The sequence below is a fragment of the Halarchaeum acidiphilum MH1-52-1 genome, assembly GCF_000474235.1.
Taxonomy (GTDB): Archaea; Halobacteriota; Halobacteria; order Halobacteriales; family Halobacteriaceae; genus Halarchaeum; species Halarchaeum acidiphilum.
This window is the reverse complement of sequence record NZ_BATA01000014.1, coordinates 1-18,273: the sequence shown is the minus strand read 5'-3', so window position 1 is coordinate 18,273 and position 18,273 is coordinate 1. Positions and strand designations below refer to the sequence as shown.

Sequence of the window (18,273 nt, the reverse complement as noted above, 5' to 3'; positions counted from 1 at the left end):
CGACCGACGCGTACCGCCTCGATGACTCGACCGACGCGTACCGACTCGATGGGTCGACCGACTCACACTCGCCGCCGGAGGTGGCGCGCGTGAGCGACCCCGAAGTCGTCACGGCGCTCGCGCTCGGCGTCCTCTTCGCCGCGGGGACGTTCCTCGTCCTCCGGCGCGACCTCGTGCGCGTCGTCTTCGGCCTCCTCGTGCTCTCACAGGCGACGAACGTCTACCTCGTCACCGTCGGCGGCATCGGCGGCGTCGCGCCCGTCGTCGGCCACGGCGAGGGCCACGTCACCGACCCGCTCGTGCAGGCGCTCGTCCTCACGGCCGTCGTCATCGGCTTCGCGACGACCGCGCTCCTGCTCGTCCTCGTCTATCGGACGTATCAGGAGCACGGCACCATCGACCTCGACGAGATCACGGGGGCGGTCCGATGACGACCCAGTTCGTCATCGCGCCGCTGCTCGTCGCGCTCGCGACCGCGGTCGCCTGCCTCCTGTTGCGCGTCGTCCCGCGCGCCCAGCGCGCCGCCAGCCTGCTCGGCGTCCTCGGCTACACGGCCGCCGTCGGCGCGCTCCTCGCGCGCGTCTCCCCCGCGCACACCATCGCCTATCAGGTCGGCGGCTGGCCCGCGCCGTACGGTATCACGCTCGTCGCCGACCCGCTCTCGGGGTTCATGCTCGCGCTCACAGCACTCGTCGCGCCGCTCGTCCTCGTCTACAGCCTCCGCGCGGTGAACGCGCCCGGCCAGCGCGTCTCCTATCACGCGCTGTTCCACTTCCTCCTCGCGGGCGCCACCGGCGCCTTCCTCACCGGCGACCTGTTCAACCTCTTCGTCTGGTTCGAGGTGACGCTCATGGCCTCCTACGGTCTCGTCGCGTTCTACAGCGGTGCCGACGGCACGCTCGCCGCGACCCGCTACGTCGCGCTGAACCTCGTCGGCTCCAGCGTCATGCTGCTCGCCGTCGGCGGTCTCTACGGCGTCACCGGCACGCTCAACATGGCCGACATGGCGCGCTGGCTCGCCGACGCCTCGCCCGCGGAAGCGACGCCGGTCCTCGGTCTCTCGCTCCTCCTGCTCGCCGTCTTCGCGCTCAAGGCCGGTCTCGTCCCCTTCCAGTGGTGGGTGCCGTCCGCCTACGCCGCGGCGCCCGCGCCCGCGACCGCGATGCTCGCCGGCGTCGCGAAGAAGGTCGGCGTCTACGCGATCATCCGCGTCGGCTTCGTCGTCTTCGCCGCCGCCGACCCCGGTCTCTCGATCGGCTTTTCGGGCACCGCGGACGCCTTACTCGCCGCCTACGGTCCCGTGCTGTTCGCGCTCGCCGGCGCGTCGATCCTCGTCGGCGGTCTCGCGGCGATCGACCGCCCGACCCTCGAGGAGACCTTCGCGTACTCCAGCATCGGACAGGTCGGCTTCATCGTGCTCCCGCTCGCCGTCGCCGCGAGCGTCCCCGCCCTCCGCGCCGTCGGCGTCGCCGCCGCGCTCGTCTACGCGCTCAACCACGCGCTCGCGAAGCCGCTGCTCTACCTCGTCGCCGGTCTCGTCGGCGACGCGACCGGCACGACCGACCTCGGGGAATTGGGCGGGATCGCCGGCCGAGCGCCCGTCCTCGCCGGCGCGTTCTTCGTCGGCGCGCTCTCGCTCGTCGGCGTCCCGCCGCTCGCGGGCTTCTTCGGGAAGCTCCTCGTCTTCCGCACGGCCGCGCTCGGCGCGCGACGGCCGCGCTCGGCGTCGCCGTCCTCGGCGCACTCCTCACCATCGCCTACGTCTCGCGGACGTGGGTCCGGGGCTTCTGGGGCGCGCGGACTCCCGCCGTCGAGGCGATGGCGCGTCCCGACCGCGTCCGCCTCGCGGTCGTCGCCGCCCTCGCGCTCTGCGTGCTCGCCGTCGGCGTCGGCTTCGGTCCCGTCTACGGGTTCGCGGAGGCCGCCGGCCACGTCGCCACCGACGCCGGCCGCGACGCCTACGTCCGCGCGGTCCTCGGGGGTGGTGTCGCGTGAAGGTCCCGCGCTGGATCACCGCCGGCGTCGTCCTCGGCGTCGTCTGGCTGTTCGTCTCCGACACGCCCGGGACGCTCGACGGGATCGCCGCCGGTCTCCTCACGGGACTCGTGCTCTCGCTCCCCGTCACCTACCTCTTCCGCGCGCTCTTCCCCGGACGCAGCGAACTCGGGCGGACGCGCGCGATGCTCCCCGCGGCCGGGAAGTACCTCGCCGTCTTCGTCTACGAACTCCTCACCGCGAACGTCGACGTCGCGAAGCGCGTGCTCGCGCCATCGCCGCGCCTCGACCCCGGCGTCCTCGTCGTCCCGCTGCGCGTCGAGAGCGACGCCGCGATCACGACGATCGCCAACTCCATCACGCTCACGCCCGGCACCCTCACCATGGACTACGACGCGGACGCGAACGCCCTCCTCGTCCACGCCGTCGACGTCGGCGACGTCGCGGCCGTCGTCGCCCCCATCCGGCGCTGGGAGCGCTACGCCCTCACGATCTTCGACGAGGAGGCGGATCCCGAGACGCCCGCGCGCGACGTCGTCCGCGAGGGGGACGACGCGGAGGTGAGCGAGCGATGAACGTCACCGACATCTATCACCTCGTTCTCCTCGGCTGCGGCGTCGCCGCCGCGCTCGCGACGCTCGCCTGTACGTATCGAGTCGTCGTCGGACCGACCGTCCCCGACCGCGCCGTCGCGCTCGACGCCGTCTCGACGGGCGTCGTCGCGCTCGTCGTCCTCCACGCCCTCGACGCCGAGCGCTCGTTCTTCGTCCTCGTCGCCGTCATGCTCGCCATCGTCGGCTTCGTGACGACGGTCGTCGCCGCGAAGTACCTCACCGAGGGGGCGATCATCGAGTGATCCCGCACTCGCTCTCGCTCATCACCGCGTCCGCGCCCGTCCGCGAGTCCATCAGCGCGGCCGCCGCGGCCACGGCCGAGGGTACGGGCACGGGGGCACACGCCGCGGCCGCCGGTCCCACCGACCTCCGGCTCGCCGTCGTCGCCGCGCTCGTCGTCGTCGGGACGTTCTTCCTCTGCGTCGGCGCGCTCGGCCTGCTGCGCTTCCCGGACGTCTACAACCGGATGCACGCCACGTCGAAGGCGACGACGCTCGGCGCGGCCTCGCTGTTCCTCGCCGGCTTCGTCCGCTTCGGTCCCTTCGGCGCCGGACTCACCTCCCTCGTCGGTATCGCCTTCCTCTTCGTCACCGCCCCTACCGGCGCGCACCTCATCTCCCGCGCCGCGCGGAAACTCGACGTCGCGGCGTACCGCGACGAGGAATGACCCCCGATCCGAATCGAAACGGCTAAAGTCGGAAGCGCACTACGGTGGAGTAAGCCGAGGTAGCCTAGCCTGGCCAAGGCGGTTGCCTCGAAAGCAACTGTCCACACGGACTCGTGAGTTCGAATCTCACCCTCGGCGCTCCACCCCTTTCGTTTGCACGTTCGAGAGCGTCGCTCACGCCCGCCCGTTCAGCACGTCGCGCACGGCGACCGCCACCTCCTCGAAGCGCGACGCCGAGAGCGGATCGGTGGTGACGAAGACGCCGGCGTCGTCGCCGACGACGCGCGTCAGCGCGCCGTTCTCGTAGCCGTGGATCGTGTACTCGTACGCGCCCAGCTCGGAGCCGCGGCTGGTGTCGCGGCGCTCGAACCCCGTGCGCTCGTTCTCGACGAAACACTCCAGATCCGCCGCCGCGTCGAGGTCCTCGCGCAGATAGACCCGCTCGTACCCCTCGTCGGTGAAGTGGACGACGCTCCGCAGCGAATCGCCGATCGCGCTTCGGCACGCGCTCGTGAGCGCCTCCGTCGGTGGATCACTCATGCTCGTTCGTGCGGTATGGTCTCTATCCCCATAGAGTATCCGGCCGTCGCTACGCGACGGCGCCACGCGGCTCGCGGTTCACTGCGTTCACCGCTCGCGATACCGCGGTCGCAAGCGACCGCGCGGCTCACGCCTCGCTCTCGCTCACCGCTCGCTGCAACGTGGCTCCAAAGGCGCCACGCTTCAGTCGTCCGCGGGCACGGCGTCCTCCGCGTCGGCCTCGGGGAGGAGTCGGTCGAGGGCGTCGAGGACCGCCGTGACGCTCGCGACGGTGATGTCGGCGTCGCTCGCGGACACCGACACCGAGTGGTCGCCCCGCGAGACCTCGACGTCGACGGTGACGACGGCGTCCGTCCCGCCCGTGATGGCGTCGACGTGGTACGATTCGAGGTGGAACGAGAACTCGGAGCCGAGCGCCCGCCGGGTCGCGCCCAACGCGGCGTCGACGGGACCGCTCCCGGTGCCCGCCGCGGTGCGCTCGTCGTCGTCCACGCGGAGTCGGATGCTCGCCGAGGGCGTCCCCGACCCGCTCGCCGCGGTCAGATCGAGGAGTTCGACGCGACGCTCGCGCGAGCGCCCGCGGACGTCCTCGGCGATGGTGAGCAGATCCGCGTCCGTGACGCGACGCCCCTTCTCACCGAGGGTCTTCACGCGCTCCACGACCGCCGCGAGCGCGTCGTCGTCCAGTTCGACGTCGTGTTCGGCGAGCGCGGCGCGCACGCCCGCGCGCCCCGCGTGCTTCCCGAGGACGAGGCGGCGCTCGCGCCCGACCGCTTCCGGGGGGTACGGCTCGTACATCCGCTCGTCCTTCAGCGTGCCGTCCGTGTGGATGCCGGACTCGTGCGCGAAGGCGTTCTCGCCCGAGACCGCTTTGTTCGGCGGGAGCGGGATGCCCGTCGCCTCGGAGACGGCCGCGGCGAGATCGTAGAGCGACTCGGTCGCCATCGGCTCGACGCCGTAGCAGTGCCAGAGCGCGATCGCGACCTCCTCCAAGGCGACGTTGCCCGCGCGCTCGCCGATGCCGTTGACCGTCCCGTGGACGAGATCCGCGCCCGCGGCGAGACCGGCGAGCGCGTTCGTCACCGCGAGCCCGAGGTCGTCGTGCGTGTGCACGCTCACCGGCCCGTGGTCGGCGAGGCGCGCCACGCCCCGATAGACCTCCTCGGGTGAGGCGTGGCCGACGGTGTCGGCGTAACAGAAGCGATCGGCGCCCGCCTCGAAGGCGGCCTCGGCCTGCGCTTCGAGATAGTCGTAGTCGGCGCGAGAGCCGTCCTCGCCGATCACCTCGACCCAGAGGTCGTGTTCTTTCGCGTACGCGACGAGTTCGGCGGTCGTCTCGACGACCTCCTCGCGCGTCGAGCCGACCTTCCCCTCGACGTGCCGGTCGCTCGCGGGCACGACGATGTGGACGCCGTCGACGTCGCAGTCGAGCGCGAGATCGACGTCGCGCTGGACGCCGCGGCAGAAGCTCGTGATCCGCGCGTCGAGACCGAGACTCGTGACGCGCCGGATCGTCTCGCGCTCCGCGGCGCTCGTGCAGGCGCTCCCGGCCTCGATGGCCGCGACGCCCGCGCGATCCAGTCGGCGGGCGATGTCCGCCTTCTGATCCGGGCTGAGGGAGATACCGGGCGCCTGCTCGCCGTCCCGGAGGGTCGTGTCGAGGAACTGTACGTCGCCGTCGCTGCGGGTGGTGTTTGAGAAGAAGTCCATCGAGAACTCGCTGTCGGGTGTGGTTTCGTTACCGTCGGATTTCACGGCCAGCCGCCCTGCGGCGACTTCCTCTATCCTCCGACGTCGTCGTATCTGACGTCATCGTACTCCCACCGAGGACGCCGAGCCTCTTAAACTGGTCGGAACCATCGGGAATATCCGTGACGGTGGGGTGGTCGTGCCCGCACCCGCAGTCACGCCACCCGCAAGTCGCGCCACCCGCAGTCACGCCACCCGCACGGTGTCGCCCACGCGGACGCCCGCCGCCGCGCCCGCCGGGAGTTCGATCAACCGATCCGCCTCCGCGGCGTCGAGTCCCGTCCACGCCGAGAGGGTCTCGACCCGCTGCACCTCGTCGTCGACGAGCCAGAGGACGTCGATGGCGAACGGGACGAACACCATGTGGACGTCGCGGCGTTTCGGCTCGTCGAACTCGAAGACGAGGGCGTACCCCGCAGGGATCGACGTGCGGAACATCAGCCCGCGCGCCCGCGAGAGGAACGAGTCGGCGACATCGACCTCGCTCGCCAGCACCGCCGTCTCGTCCCCCCGATCGTGGACTACGCGCACGCCCCGGACGACGGCATCCGCCCGTTTCACTCTTCGGGGCGCGCGCAACCGTTTTGCCGCTCCCGGCGCGAGGACGAGGCGGTGAAGAAGACGCCGACCGGGACCGCCGTGGGCGTGGACGACCCCTACGCGCACGCCGGGGTCTGCGATCACGTCACCGGGGACGGCGAGTGCCGCTACGCCTTCGAGCACCCCGAACACGATCGCGACTTCGCCGCCGAACGCGCGAGCGCGGACTACCGCTGTCCCGCCGCGGCCGGCGACTGCGAGTGGTGCGACTGCCCCCACTACCGCTCGACCAGCGACGAACGCGAGTGCGCCCGGTGCGGTCTCGAAGCGCGCCGCGACGCCCACGGCGACGGTCGCCCGCTCCTCGAAGAGCACCACCTCTCCTACGCGGACGAGGAACGTGAGGCCGCGGACCGAGCGAACGGCGACCGTGCCGGCCGCGGCGCCGACTCGTCCGCCGCCCACGAGATCACCGTCGTCCTCTGTCGGTGGTGTCACGCCGCCGTCCACGACGCGTGGGCGCGCATCGACGACGACGCGTCCCCGAGCGCCGAGGCGCTCGCGGCGGCGGAGGGACGCAGAAGCGACGAACTCGCCGAACTGGGCTTCGAGACGGCAGCCGAGCGGCGCGGCGACGAGTGACCCGCTGATCTGTCGATCGCCCGCCACCGCTCTCGCGGGACGACCGGCAGCGCCCCGTCTGACGCCCGTCTCGCGCCTCGACGGACTACGAGGGCTTTTTACGGTGACGGCCGATAGACTCCCCCATGACGCGTATCGCCGTCGTGGACAACCACGGCCAGTTCACGCACTTGGAACACCGGGCGCTCCGCGACCTCGGCGTCGACACCGAACTCGTCGACAACGACACCGCACCGGCCGACCTCGCCGCGTACGACGGCCTCGTCCTCTCCGGCGGCCCGAGCATGGACCGCACGGGACGCTGTGACGAGTATCTCGACCTCGACGTCCCGATCCTCGGGATCTGTCTCGGCATGCAGTTCATCGCCGCGGAGTACGGCGGCGACGTCGGAAGCGGCGAGTACGGCGGCTACGCGGACGTCACCGTCGAGATCGTGGACGAGAAGGACCCGCTCGTCGGCTCGCTCGCCCCCGAGACGCGCGTGTGGGCGAGTCACGCCGAGAGGTGAACGCGGTCCCCGACGGCTTCGCCCGCACCGCGACGAGCGACGTCTGCGACGTCGAGGCCATGAGCGACCCCGAGCGCGAACGCTACGGCGTCCAGTGGCACCCGGAGGTCGCACACACCGAAGCCGGCGACGTCGTCTTCGAGAACTTCCTCGCGCGCTGCGAGTAGGCGTCCATGACCGAGACGCAGGGCGATCTCGCGGCGCTCTCGCGGTTCATCTTCCGCGCCCCGAACTGGTACGCGAGCCTCGCCTTCTCCCTCCTCGTCGCCGCGCTCGCCGGCGTCGCCGCGTTCACCGCCTCCTACCCGCTGGAGGACGTGTGGCAGGGCGTCTTCTACGTCGGGATTCCCACCGTCGCCGCCAGCCTCCTCACCACGCCGGTCGACCGCTGGCTCGACGGCCAGCTCACGTACAACCGCTCGTCGCTCCTCGCGCTCTGCTGTGAACTGCTCGTCGTCGCGCTCCTCGCCGTCGCCAGCGTGATCGCCGTTCTCACGCGCCTCGGACAGAACTTCGTCTTCGACGTCCTCATCGCCGCACTCGCGCTCGTCTTCGCCCTGCGCCTGCTCATCGTCCTCGCCGTCTCGCGCAACAGCCTCCTGCTCGCCGCCGTCCCCGCGAGCATTCAGACCGTCACCGCGGGCGTCCTCCTCTTCGTCTACTCCGGGACGATGCGATATCTCACCATCGACGTCCCGCTCCTCAACGCCTACCTCTCGCGACCGCAGAGTGCGCCCTCGCGCCTCCTGCTCGTCACCCCCGACGACCTCCTCCTCCTCGTCGGGATGAGCGTCCTCTACGCGCTCGTCGCCTACGGCTTCATCCGAACCATCGACCGGCCGTGGCGTCAGAGTCTGGGCGTTTCGGGACTCGACTTCCTCCGGGGGTTCATCGGCCACATCGCCGAGGGCACGCGCGAACTCGAGGACTTCTTCGAGCAGATCGGCGAGGACGCCATCGTCCCCGTCACCGTCCTCTCCTTCCGCCGCCCCGACGGCGACGAGAAGGCCCGCTTCGTCCTCCCGATGATCCACCCCGGTCCCATGGGCGAGATCGGCGGCGGCAACCTCCCCCAGCGCGTCGCCGAGACCGCCGACGGCCTCGCCTTCCCCCCGCACGCCACCGCCGGCCACGACTTCAATCTCGTCACCGAACAGGAAGTCGACACCCTCGTCGACGCCGCCGAACGCGCCGCCGCGAACGTCGAGTACGGGCGCGACGCCACGCCGAGCGTCCGCACCACGCACGGCGACGCCAGCCTCCTCGGGCAGGGGTTCGGCGACGACGGCGCGCTCCTCGCCGCTACCTTCGCGCCCGCGTTCGCCGACGACGTCGAGTACGCCGTCGGTCTCGCCGCCGCCGCCGAAGCCCGTCGCGCCGGTCTCAACGACGTCCTCCTCGCCGACGCCCACAACTCCAACAACGGCCTGCAAGGCGAGGACCTCGGCCACGTCGTTCCCGGTAGCCGGCGCTCCTTCAATCTCATCGAGGGCGCCGGCGACCTCGGCGGCCGCCTCGCCGACACCGAGCGCGCCCCCCTCTCCCTCGGCGTCGCGTGGGACCGCACCGTCTGGACGCCACAGGAGGGCATCGGCCCGCTCGGCGTCCGCGTCGCCGTCACCGAAGTCGACGGCCAGCGCACCTGCTACGTCCTCGTCGACGGCAACAACATGGAACCCGGCCTCCGCGGCGACCTCGTCGGCGACCTCGTGGACGCCCACGGCTTCGCCCGCGACGCCGTCGAGATCATGACGACGGACACTCACATCGTCAACACCGTCAAATCCGAGAATCAGGTCGGCGACGTCCTCGACGAGGCCGAACTCCGCGACCTCGTCGGCGACCTCGCGGGCGACGCCATCGCCGACCTCGAACCCGTCGAAGCCGGCGTCGCCACCGAACACACCGAAGTCACCGTCTTCGGGAACGACCGCACCGAGACGCTCGCCAGCCACGCCAACGCCGTCATCGCCCTCGGCAGCGTCCTCGGCGCCGTCGTCGTCGCCGTCACCGTGCTCATCAGCGCGCTCATCTTCTTCTTCACGTGACGCGTTTTCTGCGGAGGGTTCGCGGTGCGAACCCCCGTTTACCGTCACCAAAACAGTCCCGCGAGCGCGGAGCGCTCGCGGCGGGAGCACCGCGGGAGCAGTCCGCGGCCGCACCGCCTGATCGCGACCGCCTCCGATCGACCGCGGCCGCACCGCCTGATCGCGACCGACCTTTTCGTGCCCACGCGCGGAACACCGTGAGTCCGCGAGACCGGCGAAGCTGGCGTCTCGACGCAGACCGACTCGATCACGACTCTCGTTGCGGCCGCCGGTATCGATGGCATCATCACTCTCCTGTTCGGCGCGAGCGTCCGCTGACACGCCTCGACTTCTTCTCGGAAGACGGGACCATGGTCCCCCATGTAACCGCACTCGCGCGGCGATCCACGAAACCCCCGGTCCACTCGCCGCGCGGAACGGACGGATCGGTGTTCGCCACACCTGCGGCTCGCGACTCGAGAGAACCGAAGAACGCGCCGGTGGTTACTCCTCCGCCGCGAAGAGGTCGTCGACCGCCTCGCGACCGACGCGCGCGGCGTCGTCCGCGAGTTCGTCCTCGTCGACACCGGCGTCCGGCGCGTTCAGGTAGACGTCCACCGTGAGCACGCCGTCTTCGAACGTCACCGCGACGTCGATGTCGCGGACGTCGGACTGTTTCACCTGCGAGAAGACGTAGCCCTCCGCGGCTTCCGCGGCGGTCTGGACGACTACCTCGTCGCTCGGCATCGCCTTACGCGCCGCCGGCGGGACCGCCGCCCATCATGCCGCCCGCACCACCGAGCATGCCCTGAAGCTCCTCCTGAAGCTCCTCGAACTGGTCCTCGACGCGCTGCTCCTGTTTCTCCAGCGACTGCACGCGGATCTCGAGGTTGTCGACCTTCTCCTCGAGGTCCTCCTGCGCTTCCGCGTAGTCGGTCTGGACGAGGAGTTCGCCGACCTCGCGGTACATGACGGTGTCCTCGTCGATCTCGTCGAGCTCGTCGAGAGCCGTCTCGGCCTCGCTGAGCTGGGTCTCGGCCTGCTGCTTCTGGGTCGCGACCGTCTGGGCCTTCTCCTGAAGGTCCTGCAGCTCTTCGAGCTTCTCCTGCGCCTCGGGCGGAAGGTTGCCCTGCATGCACGATACCTGCACGTCCGGAGGTAAAAACCCCCGCTTTGCCCATCGCCACCGCTCGCGCTCGCCGGTTCGGAAGAGCCGGTCGAGAGGGGAGGGGGAATCGGACGGGCCGGGGCCCGAAGACCGAGCGCCCGACCCATCCGTCGGACCGGCACTCGGAACCACGCACCCCGGACTGAAGAACCTACGACCTACTCATCTAGGGTCGCGGCGTCCGCCCCCGCTTCGGTCGCGCGCTCGGCGACTTCGATCAGCGTCGTCCACGAGTTCGTCCCCGCACGCAGCGCGGTCAGGTCCGTCGCCGTCACCGTGATGCGGACGGTGGCGCCGTCGCGTTCGAGGCGCGCGCGCGTCCGCCCGCCCTCGATCTCGCCGGTCTCGACGCTGAGCGTGCGAGCGATCGCCGTCGCTACGCGCTCGGAATCGTAGGAGAAAACGAGGGACGTCCGGTGGGTCGCGCGCACGTCTCCCGGTGGTCCGATCCGTGTTATTCGACGTTGACTTCCTTGACGTCGCGGCTGCGCTCCTTCAGCAGGACGCGGTGCCCGCAGTAGGGGCAGCGGACGCCACCGTAGGCGTCCAGTTCGACGTCGCGCTTACAGCGGGAGCACTTGTACGCCATGGAGCGTTACGCCTCGGATTCCTCTTCGGCGAGCGCGGTGCGAATGGAGCGCGTGACGGCCTCACCGCCGGGCGTGGACGGTCGGTACGCGCCGCCAGCGAACTTGTAGCCGCACTTGCCGCACTGCCAGATGCCCGTGCCCTTGCGGTCCACGGAGTCCGAGCCGCAGTCCGGACAGGTGTGATCGGCGTTCGTGTCGCTCTCGATCTCGCTGACGCGGCGCCGCGCGACGCGACCGTAGCGCGCGCCGAAGCGCCCCGCGCTACCGGTGCCGTTGGAGCCCTTGCTGGCCATGATATCGACTACTAGCCCCAGCGCGCACATAAGCCCTGCGAGTCGGCACTCGCGCTCGCTCCCCGTCTTCGCTCGCGGCTCCGCATCTTCGCCCGCCGTCACGCGAGCGTCGCCGCGCGGGTCCGCGCTATCCCGCGAGGTCGGCCTCCTCCAGCGCCTCGTTGAGATCGTCGCGGACGCGCTCGCCGGTCTCGCGATCCATCGCCGTCGTGACGACGCGGTTCTCCTGCACGCTGGAACCGTCGCGGATCAGCAGGCGGACGTTCCCATTGTCGTCCGCGCGCGTCACCTTCGCGCGAACGCCGCCGCGCGCGCCCGATCCGCCCGCCTCGATCGGTCCCGGAATCACCTTCTTCACGTGCGGGTGGGCGGCCACCTCGCGGATCGCGCGCTGACCCACACGGCCGCCGATCAGCGTGCTGTGCGTCCCGCCGATCTTCTCCGAGGGCGCCTTCTCCACGACGTCGAGCTCGCGCTCCTCCCGCCGTTCGAGGACGGCCGCGACGGGATCGTCCTCGGGAACGCGATAGACGTCGTAGTGGAGGTCCGCTCGCACCGCCTGCACGACCGCCCGGTCGCCCGCGACGTACACCTCCTCCGGGCGCTTCCGTCGCACCTCGTCGGCGATCCGTCCCGCGAAGTTCCGCACCCGCCGCCCTTCGAGGTCCGCGTCCGCCTCCGGCGTCGTCGCGATGTCCGTCCGTCCCACGATCTCCTCCTCGTCGAGGAACGTCAGCGTCGCGTGGTCGCGCTCGGCGTGGACGACGACCGCGTCCGCGTTACGGGTCTCACAGCGCAGGCAGTAATCGCCCGGTTTCTCGAGAGGGGACCCGCAACGCGAACACTCCATACGCCGGACGAAGGATCCTCCGACGTAAAACCGCCCTGCTTCCTCAGAGGTCGAGGGGACCGCTCTTGAGGTACTCCCGGAGGAGGACGGTCGCGTAGCTGCCCTTCGGGAGCGCGAAGTCGAACGTGAGCGGGTCGTACGAGACCGCCACGTCGCTCCGGACGAGGATCGCGCGCCGCGTCCCCGTCGAGTCGAACGATCCGGGGAGGTCGAAGTCTTCCGGTTCGACGCCGACGTCCTCGCAGACCGCGCGCTCGATCTCGCCCGGTTCGCCCTCGCCGAACGCCGTGTCCGTGCCGACCAGCGGCGCGGTGACGAACGCCCGTCCCCGTTCGAGGTGGCGGTTCACGACCTCCACGCGGCCTTCGGTGACGCGCTGTGTCCGATCGACGTCCGGGAGGACCGGTTCGCCGTCGGTGTCCGCGAAGCAGACGACGTCGCCCGCGAGTGCGCGGTCGAACGGCAGACCGCGTTCGAGGCGCTCCGAGAGGATCAGGTTGAAGACGTACGACTGGGCGGCGTGGACGAAGAGTCGCTGGAGGTTCGACGGGAACGTTTCGAGGGCCTCGCGGAAGTCCTCCTCGTCCTCTCCGCCGTTCTCCGCGAGCGCGTTCAGCACCGCGCGCTCGTAGCGCAGCCGTCTCGGATAGCGCTCGATGGCCGCGCTCCAGTCGCGCGTCTCCTCGACGAACGCCCGGGCCTCGCGGGTCTCCGGCGGCTCGTCCGGCGATGGGTTCCCGATGTACGCCATCACGGCGCCCTCCCAGTCGCCGCGGAGGACGGCCAGCCCGACCTCGTGCGTGACGGGCCGATAGCTCCCGAAGCGCTGCTGACCGAAGAAGTTCGGAACGCCGACGCTCGTCGCTCCCCCGGTAGCGTCGCGCTCGTCGCCGTCTCCCTCGCCGCCCGGGGTGCGTCCCTCCCCGTCGCTCGCGTCGTTCGCGTCCGTTCCCCCGAACGCCGCGAGTTCGCCCGTCACGTCGCTCACCGACGCGGGATCGGCGTCGCGGACGACGATGGTGAAGTCGTTCCCGCGGAGGTCGCCGAATCGGATGGGGCGGCCCGCGCGCCCGACGAGTTCGATCTCGGCGTTCGGCATCTCGGGGAGGTCGTCGGGATCGACGCCGCGCACGCTGAACAGCTGGGTCGTGACGGCGTTGCGGTCCTTCGTCCCGGCCCACGAGACGCGTTCGCGACTGATCCCGAGCCTGTTCGAGAGGTCGCGCGCGAACCCGTTCGTGTCCCAGTTCGTGAGCGTCGCGCGGAAGACGAGGTGCGGGTAGTCGCCCGTCGGCGCGTCCAGCGGTTCGGTGTCGAAGGCCTCCAGTTCGCGCACGCGGAAGTCCGCGGCCGACTCGCGCAGCGACCCACCGGTCCCGGGCGCGTCGCTCGCGTAGTAGCCGATGCCGACGGCCCGCTCGATCGGGTGCGCCCCGCGCATCAGTAGAGCGAGAGGTCGCCCGTGACGGCGTCGACCTCGTTGTCCTCCGCGGGACCGACCCCGCACGTCGTCGCCGTCCCCGGATCGAGCTGCGTGCGCCCGGCGTCGCGCACGATCGACGTCGGGAGGCCGCGTCGGCGCGCGTTCTCCGCGACCGCCAGCAGCTCCGACTCGGAGCCGACCTTCACGACGATCTTCGGCTGGCCGGCGTCCTTCCACGCGCGCACGGCGTCCGGGTCGGCGTTCTCCGCGGCGTTCATGGCCGCGTGCGCGACCTGCGCGGCGAGCTTCCCCCGCCCCATCCCGAGGTCCGTCCGGGCGGCGATGACCTGCTTCATACGCTCGCAAGCCGCCGGGCGGGCATAGGCGTGGCGACCCGCTGCCGGGGCGAACGGGGCCGCTTAACAGCCCGGGGGTCCTCTCGACGCGTATGATCCTCTCCGACGCCGACCTCCTCGATCGCTTGGAGACCGGCGACCTCGTCGTCGAGCCGCTCGACGATCCCGAACTCCAGATCCAGCCCGCGAGCATCGACGTCCGACTCGGCAAGCGCTTCCTCGAATTCCAGCACGCCAACATCCCCTGCATCCACCCGACCGACGAGCGGGAGGTCGAGGACTACGTCACCGAGACCGTCGTCGAGGCCGACGAGGAGTTCATCCTCCATCCCGGCGACTTCGTCCTCGGCACCACGAAGGAACGCGTCGAGATCCCCCGCGATCTCGTCGCCCACGTCGACGGTCGCTCGTCGCTCGGCCGACTCGCCATCGTCGTGCACGCGACCGCCGGGCTGTGCGACCCCGGGTACCGCGGGCAGATCACGCTCGAACTCTCCAATCTCGGTACCGCCCCGGTCGCCCTCTCCCCCGATATGCGCATCAGCCAACTCGTCTTCACGGAGCTCTCCTCGCCCGCCGAGCGCCCCTATGGGGCCGAGCGCGGGTCGAAGTATCAGGACCAGCGCGGCCCGCAGGCCTCGCGCATCCAAGGCGACGCGGAGTTCGGCGGCGAGCAGGGCGGCCACGGAACGGGGGGCGAGTAGATGCGCTTCGTCGAGGAGGTCGTCGTCGACGAGTTCCTCCCCACCTATCGCTCGCTGCTCGCCGCGGCGCTCCGCGAACGCGGACTCACCCAGCAGGCGGTCGCCGACCTCCTCGGCGTGAGCCAGAGCGCCGTCTCGAAGTACGCGAAGGGAGAGGTCGGCACTCGCGCGGAAATCGCCGACGACGAGCGCGTCACCGACCACGTCGCCGAGGTGGCGGACGGTCTCGCGGACGGCACGCTCTCGCGCGTGGGGGCGCTCGCGGAGGCCGAAGCGCTCGTCCGCGACCTCGAAGCGCCGGGCGACGTGCTCGCCGACGTCCACGCGGAGCAGATGCCCGAACTCGCCGGAACGGACGTCGACTTCCGCGGGACCGGCGAGGACACCCTCCGCGAGCGCGAGCACGTCCTCGCCGACCTCCGCCGCGGCGTCCGCCTCTTGGAGCGGACGTCGGGGTTCGCGACGCGCATCCCCGCGGTCGGCTCGAACCTCGTCGAGTGCCTCCCCGACGCGGAGACCCCGGAGGACGTCGCGGGCGTCCCCGGACGGATCTTCGACGTGATGGGGCAGACGACCGTCCCCGCGGACCCCGAGTTCGGCGTCTCCGCGCACGTCGCCACGGTGCTCCTCGCGGCCCGCGACGCCGGGAGCGACGCGCGCGCCGCGCTCAACGTCGCGTACTCGGCCGACCTCGTGGCGGCCCTCGGTGAGGCGGGATACGAGCCGGTCGAGTTCCCCGCCGAATCGGAGTCCGCGGACGTCCGCGCGGCCGTGCGCGACGTGGTCGCGGACGCGCCGGAAACGCGCGCGCTCTACCAGACCGGCGGCTACGGCGTCGAGCCGATCGTCTACGTGCTCGGCGACGACGCGCCGGCCGTCGCGACGGCCATCCGCGAGTTCTGTTAACCCCGTTCGCTACGAGGTGCCGACCCGGAGGAGACCCTGCGGGTGATGGCGGGGCCGATCGAGGACCGTGACGCGAAAGCCCGGTTCGTCGTCCGGCGTCGGCTCGAAGCGGACGTCCGCGCCCGGGCGGCGTCGAAGTAACTCGACCGCGAGCGGGAGCGTGAGGACGCGCTGACCGCGACCGAGCGCGTAGCCGTCGAGGGCGACCGTGGGCGAGTCGCCCGGCCCGTCGACGTGGTACGCGTCGAGCAGGCCGGCGGCGGCGACGCTGTCGAGGCTGTCCGTGAGCGCGTCGTCCGGGGCGGCCACCGGATCGAGGCGCCCCGCCGCCCGATTCAGCACGACCTCCTGCTCGTGGGCGGTGAGCGCCTCGTCCAGCACCGCGCCCACGCTGCGCAGGAGGAGCAGACAGAGGTCGTCGGGGTCGTCCACGGTCTCCGCGGCGTCGAGATAGGCGTCCATCACGGCGCGCTCCGCGTCGCGGAATCCGCCGCCGGAGAGCGTCTCGAAGACCGCGGCGGCGACCTCGTGACAGAACTCGCTCCGATCGGTCGGCGTGTGGGTGCGCTCGGTCTCGTCCGCCCCGCGCGGGAGCTGTCGGACGATGACGTCCCGATGCGGGAGACGCGGATCGTACTGGCGCAACTCCGCCCGGTAGGCGTCCACGAGGTCGGCGGCCCGCGTCGCGCTCTCGCGATCCGGGAACCGGTGCTCGCCGGAGGGGACCGGCCGCTCCCCCGTCCGCGCACAGGCGAGGTAGTACGCCCCGTCCGCGCACGCGTACGTCTCCAAGCGCTCGCGGATCTCGTCGAGTGTGCGTCCAACCATCTACGTCACCTTCCGCGTCGTTCTCCGCGCCATATCTTTAGGCGCTCCTAAAACGTGGTGAGTCTTGTGGTGCGGGGTGGCGGCGACGGCCCGTCGCCGGCGCTCACTCCGACTCGCGCGTCGCGCCCTCCCGCAGACGCCGTTCCGCGGCATCCAAGGCGCCCTCCCGGTCGAATCCCTCGACGATCTCCGTCAGCGTCTCTCGGGGCGACCCCGAGAGGTCGCGGGCGTGGCGCGCGACGTTCGGGAGCGCGCGCAGGATGTTGTCGATGATCGGGACCGTCGCGACCCGCGCGCTCCGCGAGAGCGGGTTCAGGTCGATCACGACCTCCGTCTTCCCCATCTCGCCCAGCGCCTCGGCGCGATCGCCGTCTTCGAGGGGGACGAGCACCACGTCCGCGTCGTAGATCCCGTCCCGATCGACCTTCGCGCGCTCGTGCGACAGCCCCGGGATGCGCGCGTCCGCCGTCAGCCCCTTCACCTCGCTCGCGCCGTACTCGCGGAGGTGCGCCGCGATCGCGCGCACGCGCTCCTCCGTCCGCCCGAAGAGGTTCACCTCGATGTCGGCGTCCGTCGCCTCGGCGAGTTCGACCACCTCGCCCGGCACGAGCGCCGCGACGTTCCCGTTCACGCTGATCACGGGGTGCTCGGCGAGCAGGAAGTGCGCCGCCGCGGCGCGCGCCGCCCGATCGGCGCTCGGGATCGTCTCCTCGCCCAGCAGGTAGTCGAACGCCTCCCCGCGCCCCTCCGCGATCAGCCCCTGCGTGCTCGTGATCCCCTTCTCCACGCCCGCCTCGATGCGGTGACGCGTCAACAGCGACTGGTAGCGCGGGTGATCCTCCGGCACGTCGACCTCGTCGCTCATACGTGCGAGTCCGCCGCGTACCGCTAAAAATACCGCGCCTCGCCGTGCCGCCCGACGCGTCCTCACTCCTCGGTGAGACTCGCGCCCGCGTCGTGCACGCGCGTCGCCGTCGCGTCGTACCCCGCGTCGCTGAGACCGCGTCCGAGCGCGAACACGGTGTGCCCGAGCATCGCCATCGACGCCTCGCCGCCCGCCTCCACGACGTCCGTGACGATCCCCTCCACCTCCGGCGTCAGGAGGTCCGCCCGCTGTGCGAAACGCCGCGATCGCCGGACGAACTCCTCGATCGTCGGGCGCTCGCGCAGCGCGTCCAGCGCCTGCACGCCCGCCGTCGACAGCCGCGCCGTCGAGCCAGCGAGCACGTCCGCCGTCGAGAGTTCGCCGAGCGAGACGTACTCGATCCGGCCCGTCGCCGGCACGCCATCGAGCTGTCCGTGCGGCGGCGCACCCGGATCGAGGCGGATCGGAACGCCGCCGCGCGCCTGCGCGACCACGTCGCCCAATCCCGTCCCCGCCGTCACCTCCCCCTCGTGAGCGAGGCGCACGAGTTCGTTCTCCGAGCGGTCCCCCCCGAACGCACCGTTCGCCGCCAGCGCCGCGCCGAGCGCCATCCCGCCCGAGACGCCGAACCCCGCCCCGACCGGGAGATCCGTCGACGCCGCCACCGACGCCGTGACGTCGAGCGCCTCCAAGACGTGCTCCACCGCCGGTACCGCCGTCTCGGTCCCGTTCAGCGTCACCGTCCGCTCGTCCGCCGGAGCGACGCGAACCGTGACGCCGTCCGTCAGCGTCACACCCGCCCCACGCGACCCCGTCTTCGCCGGCGTCCCCGCTTGGTGGACGGAGAAGAACCCCGTGACGTGTCCGGGGACGAACGCCGCGGCCTCGCCAGTCATTGACTCGTGATCGGTACGGCCCCCGGTTAAGACTTGCAGTTCCGGTCGAGCGCCGTCCCCGACCCCTCACCCGCCGGAACGTATCCGAACGTTCAGTACCTCACAAAGCCT

At 71.3% G+C, this 18,273-nt stretch carries 22 protein-coding genes, 1 tRNA gene and 2 pseudogenes; 11 read left to right on the top strand and 14 right to left on the bottom strand.

The window, feature by feature from the left end:
* Positions 1–89: 89 nt before the first annotated feature.
* The 6 genes and pseudogenes from AOZ13_RS04065 to AOZ13_RS04040 all read left to right on the top strand — a co-directional run bounded on the left by AOZ13_RS04065 (position 90) and on the right by AOZ13_RS04040 (position 3,414).
* Positions 90–431 carry a sodium:proton antiporter gene (locus tag AOZ13_RS04065; RefSeq protein WP_394324673.1) on the top strand — a complete coding sequence of 114 codons (342 nt, stop codon included), beginning with the start codon at positions 90–92 and terminating at the stop codon, positions 429–431.
* Positions 428–1,995 (top strand): annotated as a pseudogene (locus AOZ13_RS15620) (complex I subunit 5 family protein). Before AOZ13_RS04065 ends, AOZ13_RS15620 begins: the two are co-directional and overlap by 4 nt.
* Positions 1,992–2,570: a Na+/H+ antiporter subunit E gene (locus AOZ13_RS04055; RefSeq protein WP_049933815.1), complete on the top strand. Its 579-nt coding sequence runs from the start codon at positions 1,992–1,994 to the stop codon at positions 2,568–2,570. Before AOZ13_RS15620 ends, AOZ13_RS04055 begins: the two are co-directional and overlap by 4 nt.
* Positions 2,567–2,851, top strand: a complete 285-nt coding sequence (locus AOZ13_RS04050; protein ID WP_049933813.1) for a monovalent cation/H+ antiporter complex subunit F — start codon at positions 2,567–2,569, stop codon at positions 2,849–2,851. Before AOZ13_RS04055 ends, AOZ13_RS04050 begins: the two co-directional genes overlap by 4 nt.
* A complete protein-coding gene (gene mnhG / locus AOZ13_RS04045) occupies positions 2,848–3,276 on the top strand; it encodes a monovalent cation/H(+) antiporter subunit G (RefSeq protein WP_021779888.1) in 429 nt (142 codons plus the stop codon). The genes AOZ13_RS04050 and mnhG overlap by 4 nt, the downstream gene beginning before the upstream one ends.
* Before the next feature lie 53 nt (positions 3,277–3,329).
* Positions 3,330–3,414, top strand: a tRNA-Ser gene (locus AOZ13_RS04040).
* Between the two features lie 36 nt (positions 3,415–3,450).
* Here the strand turns inward: AOZ13_RS04040 and AOZ13_RS04035 are convergent.
* From AOZ13_RS04035 to AOZ13_RS04025, 3 genes are all read right to left on the bottom strand, one after another.
* Complete coding sequence (locus AOZ13_RS04035; RefSeq protein ID WP_021779887.1) at positions 3,451–3,816, bottom strand: DUF7522 family protein; 366 nt, start codon at positions 3,814–3,816, stop codon at positions 3,451–3,453.
* Positions 3,817–3,999: 183 nt separating this feature from the next.
* Positions 4,000–5,526, bottom strand: coding sequence for a 2-isopropylmalate synthase (locus AOZ13_RS04030; protein WP_049933822.1), 1,527 nt, complete (start codon positions 5,524–5,526; stop codon positions 4,000–4,002).
* A gap of 225 nt (positions 5,527–5,751) precedes the next feature.
* Positions 5,752–6,096 (bottom strand): DUF192 domain-containing protein, encoded by a 345-nt coding sequence (locus tag AOZ13_RS04025; RefSeq protein WP_020221281.1) that lies wholly within the window; start codon positions 6,094–6,096, stop codon positions 5,752–5,754.
* An 81-nt stretch (positions 6,097–6,177) separates the two neighbouring features.
* Here AOZ13_RS04025 and AOZ13_RS04020 point away from each other — a divergent pair, with 81 nt between their 5' ends.
* The 3 genes and pseudogenes from AOZ13_RS04020 to AOZ13_RS04010 all read left to right on the top strand — a co-directional run bounded on the left by AOZ13_RS04020 (position 6,178) and on the right by AOZ13_RS04010 (position 9,304).
* Entirely contained in the window at positions 6,178–6,747 is a 570-nt protein-coding gene (locus AOZ13_RS04020) for a DUF7097 family protein (RefSeq protein ID WP_044957359.1), read from the top strand.
* A 125-nt stretch (positions 6,748–6,872) separates the two neighbouring features.
* Positions 6,873–7,423: pseudogene (locus AOZ13_RS04015) on the top strand (GMP synthase subunit A).
* 6 nt (positions 7,424–7,429) lie between these two features.
* Positions 7,430–9,304: a DUF2070 family protein gene (locus AOZ13_RS04010; protein ID WP_020221278.1), complete on the top strand. Its 1,875-nt coding sequence runs from the start codon at positions 7,430–7,432 to the stop codon at positions 9,302–9,304.
* Positions 9,305–9,787: 483 nt separating this feature from the next.
* Here the strand turns inward: AOZ13_RS04010 and AOZ13_RS04005 are convergent, their stop codons facing one another.
* The 8 genes from AOZ13_RS04005 to pth2 all read right to left on the bottom strand — a co-directional run bounded on the left by AOZ13_RS04005 (position 9,788) and on the right by pth2 (position 13,963).
* Complete coding sequence (locus AOZ13_RS04005; RefSeq protein ID WP_020221277.1) at positions 9,788–10,030, bottom strand: DUF3194 domain-containing protein; 243 nt, start codon at positions 10,028–10,030, stop codon at positions 9,788–9,790.
* 4 nt (positions 10,031–10,034) lie between these two features.
* Positions 10,035–10,418 carry a prefoldin subunit beta gene (locus tag AOZ13_RS04000; RefSeq protein ID WP_020221276.1) on the bottom strand — a complete coding sequence of 128 codons (384 nt, stop codon included), beginning with the start codon at positions 10,416–10,418 and terminating at the stop codon, positions 10,035–10,037.
* 191 nt (positions 10,419–10,609) lie between these two features.
* Positions 10,610–10,882, bottom strand: a complete 273-nt coding sequence (locus tag AOZ13_RS03995; RefSeq protein ID WP_020221275.1) for a KEOPS complex subunit Pcc1 — start codon at positions 10,880–10,882, stop codon at positions 10,610–10,612.
* Between the two features lie 23 nt (positions 10,883–10,905).
* Positions 10,906–11,040: a DNA-directed RNA polymerase subunit P gene (locus tag AOZ13_RS03990; protein ID WP_020221274.1), complete on the bottom strand. Its 135-nt coding sequence runs from the start codon at positions 11,038–11,040 to the stop codon at positions 10,906–10,908.
* Positions 11,041–11,046: 6 nt separating this feature from the next.
* On the bottom strand, positions 11,047–11,334 hold the full coding sequence (locus tag AOZ13_RS03985; RefSeq protein ID WP_020221273.1) for a 50S ribosomal protein L37ae: 288 nt from the start codon (positions 11,332–11,334) through the stop codon (positions 11,047–11,049).
* 127 nt (positions 11,335–11,461) lie between these two features.
* Entirely contained in the window at positions 11,462–12,184 is a 723-nt protein-coding gene (locus tag AOZ13_RS03980) for a DUF2103 domain-containing protein (protein WP_020221272.1), read from the bottom strand.
* Positions 12,185–12,227: 43 nt separating this feature from the next.
* Entirely contained in the window at positions 12,228–13,625 is a 1,398-nt protein-coding gene (gene truD / locus AOZ13_RS03975; RefSeq protein ID WP_020221271.1) for a tRNA pseudouridine(13) synthase TruD, read from the bottom strand.
* Positions 13,625–13,963, bottom strand: coding sequence for a peptidyl-tRNA hydrolase Pth2 (pth2, locus tag AOZ13_RS03970; RefSeq protein WP_020221270.1), 339 nt, complete (start codon positions 13,961–13,963; stop codon positions 13,625–13,627). The genes truD and pth2 overlap by 1 nt, the downstream gene beginning before the upstream one ends.
* Before the next feature lie 92 nt (positions 13,964–14,055).
* Here pth2 and dcd point away from each other — a divergent pair, with 92 nt between their 5' ends.
* Entirely contained in the window at positions 14,056–14,667 is a 612-nt protein-coding gene (dcd, locus tag AOZ13_RS03965; protein WP_020221269.1) for a dCTP deaminase, read from the top strand.
* The gene (locus AOZ13_RS03960) at positions 14,668–15,573 is read left to right on the top strand and encodes a thiamine-phosphate synthase family protein (protein WP_021779882.1); all 906 of its coding nucleotides are present in this window, start codon (positions 14,668–14,670) and stop codon (positions 15,571–15,573) included. It begins immediately after the preceding gene.
* Positions 15,574–15,582: 9 nt separating this feature from the next.
* Here the strand turns inward: AOZ13_RS03960 and AOZ13_RS03955 are convergent, their stop codons facing one another.
* The 3 genes from AOZ13_RS03955 to AOZ13_RS03945 all read right to left on the bottom strand — a co-directional run bounded on the left by AOZ13_RS03955 (position 15,583) and on the right by AOZ13_RS03945 (position 18,162).
* Complete coding sequence (locus AOZ13_RS03955) at positions 15,583–16,401, bottom strand: DUF7551 domain-containing protein (protein ID WP_020222712.1); 819 nt, start codon at positions 16,399–16,401, stop codon at positions 15,583–15,585.
* Between the two features lie 103 nt (positions 16,402–16,504).
* A complete protein-coding gene (locus tag AOZ13_RS03950) occupies positions 16,505–17,266 on the bottom strand; it encodes a 4-phosphopantoate--beta-alanine ligase (RefSeq protein ID WP_020222713.1) in 762 nt (253 codons plus the stop codon).
* A gap of 62 nt (positions 17,267–17,328) precedes the next feature.
* Positions 17,329–18,162, bottom strand: coding sequence for a pantoate kinase (locus AOZ13_RS03945; RefSeq protein WP_021779880.1), 834 nt, complete (start codon positions 18,160–18,162; stop codon positions 17,329–17,331).
* Between the last annotated feature and the right edge of the window lie 111 nt (positions 18,163–18,273).

Excerpts from the sequence above, each read along its gene's own strand:
- AOZ13_RS03945 (WP_021779880.1), bottom strand. The coding sequence starts at position 18,162 with ATGACTGGCGAGGCCGCGGCGTTCGTCCCCGGACACGTCACGGGGTTC.
- pth2 (WP_020221270.1), bottom strand. The coding sequence starts at position 13,963 with ATGAAGCAGGTCATCGCCGCCCGGACGGACCTCGGGATGGGGCGGGGG.
- AOZ13_RS03960 (WP_021779882.1), top strand. The coding sequence starts at position 14,668 with ATGCGCTTCGTCGAGGAGGTCGTCGTCGACGAGTTCCTCCCCACCTAT.
- AOZ13_RS04050 (WP_049933813.1), top strand. The coding sequence starts at position 2,567 with ATGAACGTCACCGACATCTATCACCTCGTTCTCCTCGGCTGCGGCGTC.
- AOZ13_RS04035 (WP_021779887.1), bottom strand. The coding sequence starts at position 3,816 with ATGAGTGATCCACCGACGGAGGCGCTCACGAGCGCGTGCCGAAGCGCG.
- dcd (WP_020221269.1), top strand. The coding sequence starts at position 14,056 with ATGATCCTCTCCGACGCCGACCTCCTCGATCGCTTGGAGACCGGCGAC.
- truD (WP_020221271.1), bottom strand. The coding sequence starts at position 13,625 with ATGCGCGGGGCGCACCCGATCGAGCGGGCCGTCGGCATCGGCTACTAC.
- AOZ13_RS03980 (WP_020221272.1), bottom strand. The coding sequence starts at position 12,184 with ATGGAGTGTTCGCGTTGCGGGTCCCCTCTCGAGAAACCGGGCGATTAC.
- AOZ13_RS04010 (WP_020221278.1), top strand. The coding sequence starts at position 7,430 with ATGACCGAGACGCAGGGCGATCTCGCGGCGCTCTCGCGGTTCATCTTC.
- AOZ13_RS03950 (WP_020222713.1), bottom strand. The coding sequence starts at position 17,266 with ATGAGCGACGAGGTCGACGTGCCGGAGGATCACCCGCGCTACCAGTCG.
- AOZ13_RS03985 (WP_020221273.1), bottom strand. The coding sequence starts at position 11,334 with ATGGCCAGCAAGGGCTCCAACGGCACCGGTAGCGCGGGGCGCTTCGGC.
- AOZ13_RS04000 (WP_020221276.1), bottom strand. The coding sequence starts at position 10,418 with ATGCAGGGCAACCTTCCGCCCGAGGCGCAGGAGAAGCTCGAAGAGCTG.
- AOZ13_RS04030 (WP_049933822.1), bottom strand. The coding sequence starts at position 5,526 with ATGGACTTCTTCTCAAACACCACCCGCAGCGACGGCGACGTACAGTTC.
- AOZ13_RS04005 (WP_020221277.1), bottom strand. The coding sequence starts at position 10,030 with ATGCCGAGCGACGAGGTAGTCGTCCAGACCGCCGCGGAAGCCGCGGAG.
- AOZ13_RS03955 (WP_020222712.1), bottom strand. The coding sequence starts at position 16,401 with ATGGTTGGACGCACACTCGACGAGATCCGCGAGCGCTTGGAGACGTAC.
- AOZ13_RS03990 (WP_020221274.1), bottom strand. The coding sequence starts at position 11,040 with ATGGCGTACAAGTGCTCCCGCTGTAAGCGCGACGTCGAACTGGACGCC.